Consider the following 13,418-nt stretch of genomic DNA (forward strand, 5'->3'; position numbering starts at 1 on the left):
CCTTTAAGCTAGTGCGACCCGTCGATTTGGAAAGAGCCGGCGCGCCGCATCGAGGCTTCCGGCATGGGGGAATGCGGTTGTTTTCCTGGAACCTTTTCGCCAATATGTGGGTTATCGGACCGAGGTTGCGGGCCGCGCCAAGCGGACGCGGCGGTGCCGGAGAACATCGGGATTTTTCCGCTTTCTCCCGATGGCCAACGAAATGGCAGACGAGTTCCCTACCCGCCCGGTCCGCCTCGTTGACGCCATCCCTTCACCATGAAGCCGGAGAGTTCCGCGATAGCCTAACACGCTTATTGACTCGCCTCGACGTGCTGTTCACACGGTCACTTTCAAGGGACAATAATAGCCATGGCTAGAAAGCCGCTTTCTCGAAGGTATTCGACCAGTTCAGAAAAGGGGATGGTGGCGATAGTGAAGAGAGAATCTCTGGACGTAACCAGCAGAGCCCGGCTGGAAATCACGGGAACCTGCCCCCATTCGAAATTCGAGAAATGGGGCCAGAACAACGGGGTACGCCGAGAGTATTCTGCATATTGCTCGCCGAACAGGTGAGATAAATATACGGCCTCTCGCTCCGCCGTATATCTGAAGACGAGATAGGCGAGCAATGTGAAAATTGCGGTAGAGAGCAGGCTTCCAAACACCAGGCAGACGCCGATGATCATGCACAGCGAAAAGACGTACAGAGGGTTGCGAGTGATCGAATAGGGTCCCTTAGTCACGAGCTCGGAATTCTTTCGACCTCCAATATAGACGGTCGACCAGATTCGTCCGATTACACCAAAGGCGATCAGCAATGTTCCGACTTGAGCGAGTAACGTCGGAATAATGCTTTTCGAAGGGAATATCGGATGCACAATAAGCTGGACGGTTACAAAAGCCACCGTGAGTGCCCAAAGCACAAAGATTCGCCGCTTCTGCTTGAACGGAAGACTGGCAGACGTTGGATAGACCATAACTGGTTCCTATCTTTATAAAACAATGAAATGGTTTAGGCTCTGGTTGCCCGCTCCTTAGCGAGGAAGGCAGTTATCCGCCGTCTTCCACCTTCTTTTTCTTGCAAGGATGCTCCTCTTGCGCGCGCCATTCCCTCACCAGCTGGCGGCGGTTGCGCGGATAGCGATCGTCCAAGAAATCGACCGCCAAAATGTGGTCAGCCTGAAAAACGCGAAATTCGTTATGCAATTCGCACCAGCCAGCGACAGACCGTTTTGAGTCGATAAATCCCAGCATGATGGGCCATATGGTCCGGTCCGACACAGTGCCTATTTGATCTGTGTGCGTGATGTGGATCTTCCGCTGGTCGCGCATCGCTCGTCTGACCTGCGCCAGGTCAAGCAACGTTGAGCCCTTCTCAGCACCGCCAACAAAGAATGTATTGTCGTCCAAGCCTTGCCGCATGTCAGGAGGAAGGACACCGCCAATTTTTGCGAGCGCTTTTTGAACAGCGCACGCCAAAGCGTCGTCAGTATGCCGGCTAACCCATTGCGCCCCGGCTACAAGCGCCTGAATTTCCTCTTCGGTCAGAGAAAGCGGCGGTAAAAGAAATCCTGGGCGCAGTAGATAGCCGACGCCTGGCTCCCCATCGATATCTGCACCCATCGCTTGTAGCGTAACCATGTCACGACGAATCGTTCGAAGCGAAACGCCGAGCTCTCGTGCCAATACCTCGCCGGACACCGTCCCACGGTGACGGCGAAGAACCTGCATGAGGTCAAATAATCGGTGGCTTCGCGACACGATTAATCCATCCCAACAAGGGCTTTCCCACCAAGCCGGCGCCCAGCCTCAAGAGCTGTGATGAGTTGGATCGCCTCGGTAAGGGGCACAATTTCGGCGATTGGAAGGCGAATTTTTCCGTCTTTGGCTGCGCGCGCAAGGTTATCCAGAATATCGGCTCTCGGCGTGCACACGACAACCTTCAGACGCCGATTAAACATCGCACGAACGAATTTTGCTGGTGTGGGATTGATATCCAAAAATCGACCTTTCTCACGCAAAAGACCAGTACCCACCGCTATCGGCATCGTGGCAGCGGTGTCATAGACTACATCGAAGCGCCCGCGAATAGTCGACAAATCAGTCGTGCGATAGTCGAAGACGGTTTGAACTCCGAGAGACCGTGCCCGCTCCATGGCGCCTGCGCTGCAACTGCCCGAAACCGTCGCGCCTCGCATGAGCGCGATTTGCACCGCCGCTTCCCCCACCCCACCGGTACAGCCATTGATAAAGACACGCTCGCCGGCCTTCAGCTCCGCCTTGTCGACCAGGCCGTTCCAAGCGGTGGCTCCCGGAGTTCCGAGGCAGGCGGCATCCTCAAACGAAACTGTTTCAGGCTTCTTTGCCAAGAAGATTTCTTTGGTGACAACGGCCTGCCCCAGCGCACCACTTTCCTTGAAGCGGGCAAGGCCGAACACCGGGTCGCCGATCTTGAAACGCGCAACACCCGGGCCGATGGCAATAACCGTCCCGGAGATGTCCATACCCATCGCACGGGGGAAGGTCTTGCCGGTAACAATCTTCATGCTGCCGGCCCGCAGCTTCCAGTCAATGGGATTGATAGCTGCAAACTTGACCCTAACAGCCACTTCGCCTTTGTTAGGCATGGCCAGTTCAAAGTCTTCGAGCCGCATCAGATGCGGACCGCCATACTGGTGATATTGAATGCGTTTCATCTGCGTGTCACAGTTCCATCTCAAGCCGTGCACAGATCGGCAACCGCCACCTTGGCGAATAGGTGAGGCCGCGCGACGACTGATGGCGGATGGGCCTTGAGCTTCTCCTGGAATTCGGGAGTTTGGAAAGCCTCGCGCCATGCGCTCACGCTGTCGAAGACAGCGTAATTGAGATATGTTGGGTTCTCGCCGATGGCACGGTGTAGCTGCGTCGAGATGAAGCCGGGTTGGCGTTTCATGAACAGCGAGTCAGCGGTCCAGGCAGCAAGGAAGGCATCTTCCTCCTCCGGGACCATAGTTAAGAGATTGATCATCACTATTGGGCCGCCTTCAAGGTCTTTCTGACGCGCGACGGGATAGGCAGGATCGAGTGGTTCAAATCTGGACATATTTTCAAATGCCTTTTCAACGCATGAAGGAAACTGAGGTCTCGCTCTGTTGAGACGCGGTATACACCCGCATGGTGACAGTTTCCGGCACCATGCTTTCTCAGAACTCGACTTGCCTTCAACTTCATTTGCGAAATCAAGACGCATCTTTGCCCGAAAATACACGACCGGCACTCTTCATCCGTATTGATGATTCTCGCTCATAAGTTCATGCGATTTGCCACGCCTAATCATAGCTAGGCGCGCGCTTTATATTCAGAGCATAAGATCGGGAAGCGGTCGACGACTGTGGCCGAGACGAGCGGAGAGCGACAATGAACTGGTCGAATGACGAGCTTAGCAAAATCGATCGAGCCGACGATTTGAAAATCGCACCGTTTCGGGAAGATGGCGTCACCTATGGGACCCCGACCTGGATCTGGGAGGTCGTGGTCGATGGCGCGCTCTACGTACGCGGCTACCATGGTCAGAAGTCCCGCTGGTATCAGGCCGCGGTCCACCAGAAGGCCGGACGGATCATTGCGGCCGGCATGACGCGCATGGTCGCCTTCGAGCCGGTCGACGGTCCGATCAATGATCGCATCGATGACGCCTACCGCGCGAAATACGGCAAGAGCCAGTATCTACCACCGATGGTCAGCACCCGAGCACGCGCGGCAACCGTTAGGATCACGCCACGAGAGGAAAATACCTAACGGCGGCCGGATCGAATGCGGTCGGCATCGCCTCGAGGCGCGCGTCGTCGATAGCTCTTCAAATCAACTTCAAAGAAGGAGAAGCAAATGATCAAGCGCACGCTGGGCCAGGGCCTTGAAGTATCCGCTTTATCGCTAGGCGCCATGGGCTATGGCAAGGCCCGCGAGCTCCCGGACCGGGCTGACATGATCGACCTGATTCGAACTGCTGTCGAACACGGCATGGACTTCTTCGACACCGCCGAAGTCTATGGCCCCTGGACGAACGAGGAGATGGTCGGCCAGGCGCTTGCTCCGGTTCGCGACAAGGTGAAGATCGCGACGAAGTTCGGCTGGGATATCGATCAGGAGACTGGCGAGCACCGTGGTGGCGTCAACAGCAAGCCGGCACAGATCCGCCGCGCCATTGAGGGCAGCCTAAAGCGCCTGCGCATCGACCACATCGACCTCTATTATCAGCACCGGGTCGATCCGGGAGTGCCTATGGAAGATGTAGCCGGGACGGTCGGGGAACTGATTGCCGAGGGCAAAGTGCGGTGGTTCGGCATGTCTGAGGCGGGTGCCCAATCCATACGGCGAGCGCATGCAGTGCAGCCGGTGGCAGCGTTGCAGAGCGAATATTCCTTGTGGACCCGCGAGCCCGAAGCCGAAGTCATCCCGACGATCGAGGAACTCGGTATCGGGCTTGTGCCGTTTAGCCCGCTCGGCAAGGGATTTCTGACCGGCAAGATCGACGTCAACACCACGTTCGACAATTCCGATATCCGAGCGGGAATCCCCCGCTTCTCCGAGGAAGCACGTATCGCCAACCAGAAGCTGGTCGATCTGATCCGCCAAATCGGCGAGAAGCATCGCGCAACGCCTGCGCAGGTCGCGCTAGCCTGGCTGCTGGCCCAGAAGCCCTGGATAGTTCCACTGTTCGGCACACGCAAGCTCGAGCGGTTCGAGGAGAATATCGGGGCGCTGAACGTCACCTTGGACAAGGTCGATCTGGATGAGATCGCGCAAGCCAACATCATCATTCAGGGAGCTCGTTACCCCGACGCAATGCTGCGCCGATCCGGTCTCTAGCGGCACACTGTGGCATCTATTGCAGGGTTAGCCCAAGGCGATGCCGGAACCACCAAGCTGGAAGGATATCATCATGAAACGACTTTTGGCCGCCACGGCAATCTCGGTCACTATGGGCGAGCCTGTCATGGCCCAGGAAAGTATTGGCGGCGGAGCCATGCCGAGAAGTGCTTCATCACTGTCGCTCAGCGACATTCAGTCCGTATCGCCGGCCCTTGGCCGCTACGCAGAAGAAGACGTGATCGGAAACCTGTGGCAAAGGCCGCAACTGTCACGCCGCGATCGCAGCATCGTCACGGTGGCCGTTTTGATCGCCCGAAGTCAAGCAGTCGATCTGAAGCACCATCTTGGCGTCGCTCTCGATAACGGGGTGACCCCGACGGAGGTTTCCGAGATCATCACGCATCTGGCTTTCTACTCAGGCTGGTCGAACGCGATGTTCGCAATCGTCGCGACGAAGGACGTATTCAAAGATCGGGGCATCACGGCCGATCAGATGCCTGCGGCCTCTCCACAACTGCTGCCGCTCAACGAAGAGACCGAGTGCCAACGCGCGACCGGCGTTGAGAAGAATGTGGGCCCGATCTCTCCGGGGCTGGTGCAGTTTACCACCGATCCACTGTTCCTCGATCTCTGGCAGCGGCCGGGCCTTGCACCGCGCGACCGTAGCCTTGTGACGGTCAGTTCGCTGATCGCATCTGGCCAGAGCACCCAGATTACCTATCACCTCAACCGCGCCATGGATAACGGCCTTACCGCCGAAGAAGCCGGCGAGGTCGTTGCCCATACGGCCTTCTACGCCGGCTGGCCGAACGCCTTCTCTGCGTCGTCGGTTGTCGGAGAGGTACTGCGCAGCCGGGCGATGTGAGGCTCCAACCTGCAGCGGAAGCATGCCGGTCCGCAAAGGTGATCCAGCCTCCTTGTTGCTCCAGGCTTCATTGCTACCATTTCATGGACACGCGTTTATAATGAGCGCCTGTCTATGAAAAGGAATCATCAGTGGAGCGCCAGAATATCAACGACCTGATGGTGTTCCTGGTCGTCGCGAGAGAGCGCAGTTTCACGAAAGCCGCCGCCAAGTTCGGCGTCTCACAGTCGGCGCTAAGCCACACGATCCGTCAGCTTGAAGAGCGGCTGGGCGTGCGACTTCTGACGAGGACGACACGCAGCGTCTCGCCGACCGAGGCCGGCGAACGGATGCTACAGAGCATCGGTCCGCTTTTCGACGAGATCGGATCTGCGCTTGATGGGCTCAACACACTTCGAGACCAGCCGGCGGGCACCGTCCGGTTGACCGCCGGCGACTACCAGATCCAGTGCTACATATGGCCGAGGCTTCGAACCTTTCTCCACCAGTATCCCGACATCAGGCTCGAATTGGACGTGAACTACGGTCTGCAGGACATCGTCAGCGAAGGCTATGACGCTGGCGTGCGCTTCGGTGAGCAGATCGCCAAGGACATGATTTCTGCGAGGATCGGGCCCGATGTTCGCTTCGCGGTCGTTGCCGCAGAATCATATTTTGCGTCACGCGATATTCCGAAGCATCCGAAGGACCTCATGCAGCACAGGTGCATCAATCTGCGCTTGCCAACCTATGGAGGTATTTATGCCTGGGAATTTGAAGAGAACGGCCGCGAGATCAAGGTTCGCGTGGACGGACAACTCGTTTTCAACACGATTTATAATGTTCTCGAAGCGGCTCTCGACGGCTTCGGTTTCGCCTATGTCCCGGAGGATATCGCCAAGCGCTATCTCGAGACCGGTCGCCTCCACCGGTTTCTGGAAGATTATTCGCCCTATTGGGAGGGCTTTCATCTCTACTATCCAAGCCGGCGCCAATCTTCGCCCGCTTTTTCTCTTCTCGTGAATGCGTTGCGTTATTCAACGTGAGCGGCTGCGAGGCGACAGCGGCAAGCCGCTTTGTGAACGGTGCGCGGGACCGGCGCCAGCGCCAGGAGAGGAAGCGCGAAGTGGTCGACAAAAAGTGTAGCGGCCCGCTTCAGAATTCGAAACGCTTCGGCAATTCGGTGGCGAGCGCATCGATCGCCAGTCGCGACCGCAACGGCAGATATTGGTTGGTTGGCCACACGGCATAGCATTCCATCGCAGCGCGCGGCCGATCGGCCCAGAGTTCAATCAGTTCGCCGGCTTGCACGCGCTCATGGATCAACCAGTAGGGAAGCCAGGCCAGGCCCATGCCGTCGACGGCAGCATCGGCGATCACTTCGAGATCATCAAAGCGCAGTCTGGATGTCACCAACAGGTCGATGAGCGCGCCGGTCGCATCAGGAAGCTGCCAGGTCAGGCCATGATCATTTCGCCAGTATACGAGCGTTTCATGTTCGGACAGATCCGCCAGAGAGTGCGGTTCCCCTCGTGCGGACAGATAGCTTGGAGAGGCGCATAGCGCCTTGCGGGGGCTGGCCAGTCGCCGGGCGTGGAGTGCGGTTCCATTGCCGATGGCGCCGTTGCGCACCGCCAGGTCGAAGCCATCGGCGATCAGATCGATCTGACGGTCACTGAAGCTGAGTTCGAGTTCGAGCTTCTCATGCTGGCGCGCGTAGGCACGCAGGATGGGCGCGGCGCAGTAGCGGCCGAACAGAACAGGCAAAGACACGCGCAACCTGCCGACGACCTCACGCCTGCCGGATTCCAGAAGAGACTCGCCTGCGCGCAATTCCTCGATGGCACGGATACAGCGCTCATAATATTGCTGACCATCCTCGGTCAGGCTCTGCGTTCGTGTGGTCCTGTGAAACAACCGGACACCCAGGCGCTCTTCAAGACGCGCGATCGCCTTGCCGACTGCGGAACGTGTCAACGAAAGTCGATCGGCCGCCTTGGCAAAGCCGCCCGTCTCAACCGCCTCGACGAACGCCTGTACACCATCAAACCTGTCGCGCACCGTGCGAATCCTCCCGGGATAACCGATTCCGCGATTGGAGAATTCGAGGAACCAAAGAAGATAAAAACGATTTCTAATTGTCAGGTGCATTCTACGATATAACGCCGGCCAAGCAAACGATATTCGTGCCGCCGACGACCAATGCGGTCGTCGAAACAGCGGGCAACCATGGCGCTCGGTTCGCGGGCGACTCGTCAATGAAAGGACGGCAATTGCTAATATCCATTGTATATGACAGCGGCTATGGCCATACGGCACGCGTCGCGGAAGCGGTTGCCGCCGGCATCCACGAGGTTCAAGGGGCGGAGGCGAGACTTATCGCCGTGGCGGATGGCGCGATGGACTGGGAAGCCCTTGAGCGAAGCGACGCCATCATCTTCGGGTCGCCGACCTACAACGGCCTGATCAGCGCCAAGCTCAAGCAGTTCTTCGAAAACTCCACCAAAGCAGCCTGGTCAGAGCTGAAGTGGCGCAACAAGATCGCTGCCGGCTTCACCAACTCCGGAGCCCAGCACGGCGACAAGCTGAACTCGCTCGTGTCGATGGCACTGTTTGCAGCCCAGCATGGCATGATCTGGGTCGGCCTCGATTTGATGCCGGGAAACAGCAGCAGCACCGGCAGTGCCTACGACCTCAACCGGCTCGGAAGCTGGCTGGGCGTCATGACCCAGTCGAACACGGATCAGGCGGCGGATATCGCTCCCATCAAGAGCGATCTGGCGACCGCTGCCTATCTGGGGCGACGCGTTACCGAGACTGCGCGCCGGCTTCAGGCCGCTTGAACCGTATTTTCAATCAAGGAAACTCACGATGAAACTGCTTTGCCTCGATATTCCCCAGCCCGGCGCCAACCTGGAAAAATACCAGCCGCATATGTCGGATGAAGCCCGGCACGCCTGGCAAATGTATAAGGGCGGCGTTATCCGCGACATCTATTTCCGCCAGGACCGCCCCGGTGTGGCCATCATCGCCGAATGCGAGTCAGTCGATGCCGCCAAGCAGGCCCTGCGCGAGTTTCCGTTGGCCAAGGCCGGGCTTATCGACTGGGAGGTCATCCCGCTTGGCCCCTTCCTGAACTGGGAAACGCTGTTCGCGCCAGCGAACGCCTGAGATTTCCCGTCCGGGAAACCACGGAAGACTTTGCGCCCGACCTCGGCTCGACGGGCGCAGTGAGTTTGCCACGCGCTTCGATCGCGTCAGGGTCGAAAGGAATATGAATATGAACGTACTCGGTTATGCCGCTCCGTCGCCCGCCGGCGCTCTCGAGCCTTTCACCTTTGAACGGCGCGCGATGCGGCCCGATGATGTCTTGATCGACATCCTCTATTGCGGGGTCTGTCATACGGATCTGCATCTGGCTCGCAACCACGGCGGCTTCACGACCTATCCGATCGTTCCGGGCCACGAGATCATCGGAAGGGTTAGTCAGGTCGGAGAGAAGGTCAGCCGCTTCAAGGCCGGAGACATGGTCGGCGTCGGCTGCATGGTCGACTCTTGCCAGCACTGCAAACCCTGCCTGATTGGATGGGAACAGGACTGCGCCGAAGGTCCGACCTTCACCTATGCCAGCCTCGACAGGCACGACGGCATGCCGACCCAAGGCGGATATTCCGACGCGATCGTGGTGACGGAGAAGTTCGTTCTCGCGCTTCCCGACAGGCTCGATCCGGCTGGGGCCGCACCGCTCTTATGTGCCGGCATCACCACCTGGTCGCCGCTTCATCGCTGGAATGTCGGCGAAGGAAGCAAGGTCGCAGTGATCGGTCTCGGCGGTCTCGGCCATATGGCGCTAAAGCTCGCCAAGGCGCTCGGCGCCGACGTCACCCTGTTCACGCGCTCCCCCGGCAAGGAGGAAGACGCATTCCGTCTCGGAGCCGATCATGTCGTGCTCTCGAGCGATCCGGCGCAGATGGCGTCGGCCGCGGGCCGCTTCGACGTGATCATCGACACGGTTCCCTATGACCATGACGTCAATCCGTACATGCCGACGCTGACGCTGGAAGGCGTGCTCGTGCTCGTCGGCTATATGGGGCCACTTGGCACGGCGGTTAACGCCGGCGGGGTCGTGCGCGGCCGCAGGGCGATCACAGGTTCGTTCATCGGCGGTCTCGCAGAGACACAGCAAATGCTCGATTTCTGCGGGCAGCACGGCATCGTATCGGACGTTGAAATCATCTCCATCAATCAGATCAACCAGGCCTATGAGCGCATGTTGAAGAGCGATGTCAAATATCGTTTCGTCATCGACATGGCTTCGCTCAAGTCATGAGGAGCCAAGACAATGGCAGATAACATCAAGCCCATCCTTTGCGTGGTCACCAGCCACCCGATCAGAGGCGACACCGGTGAGCCCACCGGCTTTGCTATGGTTGAACTCACCCACCCCCTCGCGGTGTTCCGCGCGGCCGGGATTCCGACCGAGATCGCCTCGATTCGGGGAGGCCATCCGCCGATCGACTTCTTCGATCTTAGCGATCCGGTCAATGACCGCTTCTGGAAGGACCGCGAGTTCCGCGGTGCTCTGGCCAACTCCCTGGTTTTGAGTGAGCTCGATCCCTCCCGCTATTCGGCGGTGTTCTTCGCTGGCGGCCATGGCACCATGTGGGATTTCGCCGACAATCCAGCCGTGCAGCACGTCGCCCGCGAAATCTACGAGGCCGGCGGCATCGTCTCGGCGGTCTGCCACGGCCCCGCAGCGCTGGTAAACGCGACGCTGTCGGACGGCAGTCATCTTGTCGCTGGCAGGAAGGTCGCCTCATTTACGGACGAGGAAGAGGCCGAGGTCAAGTATACCAAGGTCGTGCCCTATCTGCTGGCGGCGACCCTCAAGGACCGTGGCGCGCTGCACCAGCCGGCACCGAACTGGACGGAGAACGTGGTGGTCGATGGCCGCCTGATCACAGGGCAGAACCCGGCTTCGGCGCATGGCGTCGGCAAGGCTGTGGCCAATCAGCTTACCGCGAAGTCCTGAACGACATCCGGCGCTCCGGCCGCAGCCTGATGAGGCAACTCCTCGTGAGAGGCTGTCTCCGGTCGGACCCGGAGCCCGACAGGATCGAGATAGAGGAGAACAGCCAATGACGACCGCCGGTACGAGTGGACAATCCGCTGCCGATTCCGAGATCATTGCGCAATTGGATGGGGGCTGGCGCCTCGTGAAGATCGAGCAGCCCGATGCGAAGGGCGCGGTGAAGACTGCGCGCGTGAATGGTCTCCTCGTCTTTACGCGCGATGGCCACATGGCGGTCCAGGTCCGCAACCTCGAACCCGGACATGTCGACAGTGCGTACAGCAGGGGTGGATACGAGGCGAGCTTCGGTAAAATCACGCTGGATTCCGCAAACAGCATCTTCCTCTATCGTGTCGAGGGAGCTTTGGTTCACGAGTTGGTAGGCCAGGATTTCCCGCGAGCATACAGCTTCGTGAATGATCAGCTCATCCTTACATCCACGTGGGATGATGAAAAGTGGCGTGTCATCTGGCGTCGCGGTTAACACAAGCGGCAAGAACGCTCGATAACGGCATTACGAACGAATCTGAAAGATCGCCACTCGCTTTAGAAAGCGTAGATTCCAGGGTTTCAAAGATGAAGATCATTGCAATCGAAGAGCATGTCCTTCCCGATCAGGTGAAGCACGCATGGAGCACAATACCCGGCGCCGACGACGGAACGCTGGGGCTCAATCCAGGTGTGCTGGGAAAACGGCTCGCCGATATGGGGCGACAGCGGCTGGCGCTGATGGATGAGACCGGAGTCGATGTGCAGGTCCTGTCGCTAACAACACCGGGCCTCAACAATCTGGGACGTCACGGCGTCGATCTGGCCCGCCGCGTCAATGATCTCCTCGCCGACACCGTGGCTGCCAATCCGTCCCGCTTCCAGGCGCTCGCGGTCCTGCCGTCCGTAGACGCTGATGCCGCCGCCCAAGAACTTCGGCGTGCTGTTCGGGAACTGGGGTGCAAGGGCGCCATTCTCTATGGCCGGGTCGGCGAGAAAAACCTCGACCACGCGATCTTCGAACAGACATTCGCCTACGCAGCAGAGCTTGGCGTTCCGCTGCTCATCCACCCTCAGATTCCTCAGGTGAGCGTTCGCGAAGCCTATTATGCGGGCTTCGCAGCGCCGATCGATCTTGCCTTGTCGACCTTCGGTCTGGGATGGCATTTTGAGGCCGGCATTCAATTCGTCCGCATCGTTCTCGCCGGCGTGTTCGACCGTTATCCAGGCCTTCAGGTTATCCTCGGCCACTGGGGCGAACTGGTGATCTTCTATCTGGAGCGTTTGGGCATGCTCGACCGGGTGTCCGGACTGCAGCGCCCCTTCCTAGACTACGTCCGCAACAATCTCTATCTGACCGCTAGCGGCATGTTCAGCCCGGCCTATCTGCGGCAGGCGATCGACGCGGTCGGGACGGATCGCATCCTGTTCTCCACAGACTACCCGTACCAGTACCGGTCCGGAGGCGAAGCGCGCCGATTTGTCGAAGGCCTCGAACTCGACGATGCCGACAAACCGAAGTTCGCCCATCGAAATTGGGAGCGCTTGACTGGAAGCTGACGAGACGTTTCGCAGCAGCCTATTGGGACAGACGCCGTCCATCCTCGCCGAAGAGGTGCAGAACTTCGGGATCGAGATGCAGCGGCAGGCTGTCGCCGGATTTCATTCGCTGCTGGCCGGCAAAGACTGCAATCAGCTTCTTACCCCCCGCGTCGGCGTGGACGACGGTCTCCGAGCCGAGTTCCTCGACAAGGATGATGCGGGTGTCCAGCCTCCTCTCAGCATTTGCGTCGGCAAAGGTGATATGCTGCGGCCGGATGCCGATGCTGACCCTTTCGCCCGTCGGGCGCGCCTCCTTGGCAATCACGGAAAGACGATGGCCGCCGACGGTTTCGACCTCAGCGAAAATGCCCTCGTGACCGACAATGGCGCCTTCGAGAAAATTCATGTGCGGCGCACCGATGAAGCCGGCGACGAAGCGGTTGGCCGGTTTGTTGTACAGTTCCAGCGGTGTTCCCACCTGCTCGATCCTGCCGCCTCTCAACACGACGATGCGGTCGGCAAGCGTCATCGCCTCGACCTGGTCATGGGTGACGTAGATCATCGTCGCCCTCAATCGCGCGTGAAGAGCCGCGAGTTCGGCACGCATGGTGACTCTGAGTTCGGCATCGAGATTGGAGAGCGGCTCGTCGAGCAGGAAGGCATCCGGCCGGCGGACGATGGCGCGGCCGATCGCGACGCGCTGGCGCTGGCCGCCGGAGAGCTGGCCCGGACGGCGCTGCAGGAAAGGCTCGATCTCCAGCATGCGCGCGGCCTCAGTGATGCGCGCTTCGATCTCGGCCTTCGCCACCTTGGTATTTTCAAGACCGAAGGCAAGGTTTTCCCTGACGCTCATATGCGGATAGAGCGCATAGGACTGGAAGACCATGGCAAGGCCGCGATCGGCGGCGCTGATGCCGGTAACATCCTTGCCGTCGATGGCGATGCTGCCGCCTGTGGGCTTATCGAGGCCGGCGATCAGGCGCAGCAGCGTCGATTTCCCGCAACCGGAAGGGCCAACGAAAGCGACGAACTCGCCGTCGTTAACGGCAAGGGAGACATCGCGAATGACCTCGACGGCGCCGAAATTCTTGACGATGTTCCTGAGCTCGAGTCCGCTCATGCACTCTCCTGTTTCAT

General features: G+C 59.1%; 16 protein-coding genes. 10 read left to right on the forward strand and 6 right to left on the reverse strand.

The features are described 5' to 3' along the window. Positions 1–332: 332 nt before the first annotated feature. The 4 genes from FHT79_RS12655 to FHT79_RS12670 form a co-directional block, all read right to left on the reverse strand. Positions 333–959 carry an isoprenylcysteine carboxylmethyltransferase family protein gene (locus FHT79_RS12655; RefSeq protein ID WP_183903431.1) on the reverse strand — a complete coding sequence of 209 codons (627 nt, stop codon included), beginning with the start codon at positions 957–959 and terminating at the stop codon, positions 333–335. 73 nt (positions 960–1,032) lie between these two features. Continuing rightward, the gene (locus tag FHT79_RS12660) at positions 1,033–1,743 is read right to left on the reverse strand and encodes a YafY family protein (RefSeq protein WP_348649671.1); all 711 of its coding nucleotides are present in this window, start codon (positions 1,741–1,743) and stop codon (positions 1,033–1,035) included. Positions 1,744–1,745: 2 nt separating this feature from the next. Next, entirely contained in the window at positions 1,746–2,678 is a 933-nt protein-coding gene (locus FHT79_RS12665; protein ID WP_183903433.1) for an NAD(P)-dependent alcohol dehydrogenase, read from the reverse strand. A 20-nt stretch (positions 2,679–2,698) separates the two neighbouring features. Beyond that, a complete protein-coding gene (locus FHT79_RS12670; RefSeq protein ID WP_028757298.1) occupies positions 2,699–3,067 on the reverse strand; it encodes an antibiotic biosynthesis monooxygenase family protein in 369 nt (122 codons plus the stop codon). A 314-nt stretch (positions 3,068–3,381) separates the two neighbouring features. Between FHT79_RS12670 and FHT79_RS12675 the strand changes: the two genes are divergently transcribed. The 4 genes from FHT79_RS12675 (at position 3,382) to FHT79_RS12690 (ending at position 6,726) form a co-directional block, all read left to right on the forward strand. Then, positions 3,382–3,762, forward strand: a complete 381-nt coding sequence (locus FHT79_RS12675) for a DUF2255 family protein (RefSeq protein ID WP_028757299.1) — start codon at positions 3,382–3,384, stop codon at positions 3,760–3,762. An 87-nt stretch (positions 3,763–3,849) separates the two neighbouring features. Beyond that, positions 3,850–4,833 carry an aldo/keto reductase gene (locus tag FHT79_RS12680; RefSeq protein ID WP_028757300.1) on the forward strand — a complete coding sequence of 328 codons (984 nt, stop codon included), beginning with the start codon at positions 3,850–3,852 and terminating at the stop codon, positions 4,831–4,833. Between the two features lie 73 nt (positions 4,834–4,906). After that, positions 4,907–5,701: a carboxymuconolactone decarboxylase family protein gene (locus FHT79_RS12685; protein ID WP_028757301.1), complete on the forward strand. Its 795-nt coding sequence runs from the start codon at positions 4,907–4,909 to the stop codon at positions 5,699–5,701. Positions 5,702–5,832: 131 nt separating this feature from the next. Next, positions 5,833–6,726 (forward strand): LysR family transcriptional regulator, encoded by an 894-nt coding sequence (locus tag FHT79_RS12690; RefSeq protein ID WP_183903434.1) that lies wholly within the window; start codon positions 5,833–5,835, stop codon positions 6,724–6,726. A 109-nt stretch (positions 6,727–6,835) separates the two neighbouring features. On the opposite strand, the gene FHT79_RS12695 is transcribed toward FHT79_RS12690, so the two are convergent. After that, positions 6,836–7,741 (reverse strand): LysR family transcriptional regulator, encoded by a 906-nt coding sequence (locus FHT79_RS12695; RefSeq protein WP_183903549.1) that lies wholly within the window; start codon positions 7,739–7,741, stop codon positions 6,836–6,838. Positions 7,742–7,953: 212 nt separating this feature from the next. Here FHT79_RS12695 and FHT79_RS12700 point away from each other — a divergent pair, with 212 nt between their 5' ends. From FHT79_RS12700 to FHT79_RS12725, 6 genes are all read left to right on the forward strand, one after another. Further along, a complete protein-coding gene (locus FHT79_RS12700) occupies positions 7,954–8,523 on the forward strand; it encodes a flavodoxin family protein (RefSeq protein ID WP_183903550.1) in 570 nt (189 codons plus the stop codon). 28 nt (positions 8,524–8,551) lie between these two features. Continuing rightward, entirely contained in the window at positions 8,552–8,851 is a 300-nt protein-coding gene (locus FHT79_RS12705; protein ID WP_028757621.1) for a hypothetical protein, read from the forward strand. A 109-nt stretch (positions 8,852–8,960) separates the two neighbouring features. Beyond that, positions 8,961–10,010, forward strand: coding sequence for an NAD(P)-dependent alcohol dehydrogenase (locus tag FHT79_RS12710; protein WP_183903551.1), 1,050 nt, complete (start codon positions 8,961–8,963; stop codon positions 10,008–10,010). Between the two features lie 12 nt (positions 10,011–10,022). Then, on the forward strand, positions 10,023–10,712 hold the full coding sequence (locus FHT79_RS12715; protein WP_097594537.1) for a type 1 glutamine amidotransferase domain-containing protein: 690 nt from the start codon (positions 10,023–10,025) through the stop codon (positions 10,710–10,712). 106 nt (positions 10,713–10,818) lie between these two features. Beyond that, entirely contained in the window at positions 10,819–11,235 is a 417-nt protein-coding gene (locus tag FHT79_RS12720) for a lipocalin-like domain-containing protein (RefSeq protein ID WP_097594538.1), read from the forward strand. Then, positions 11,208–12,299 carry an amidohydrolase family protein gene (locus FHT79_RS12725; RefSeq protein WP_312866637.1) on the forward strand — a complete coding sequence of 364 codons (1,092 nt, stop codon included), beginning with the start codon at positions 11,208–11,210 and terminating at the stop codon, positions 12,297–12,299. The genes FHT79_RS12720 and FHT79_RS12725 overlap by 28 nt, the downstream gene beginning before the upstream one ends. 19 nt (positions 12,300–12,318) lie before the next feature. On the opposite strand, the gene ugpC is transcribed toward FHT79_RS12725, so the two are convergent. Beyond that, positions 12,319–13,401, reverse strand: coding sequence for a sn-glycerol-3-phosphate ABC transporter ATP-binding protein UgpC (ugpC, locus tag FHT79_RS12730; protein ID WP_183903435.1), 1,083 nt, complete (start codon positions 13,399–13,401; stop codon positions 12,319–12,321). Positions 13,402–13,418: the final 17 nt, after the last annotated feature.

This window comes from Rhizobium sp. BK212 (genome assembly GCF_014197475.1).
GTDB lineage: Bacteria > Pseudomonadota > Alphaproteobacteria > Rhizobiales > Rhizobiaceae > Rhizobium > Rhizobium anhuiense.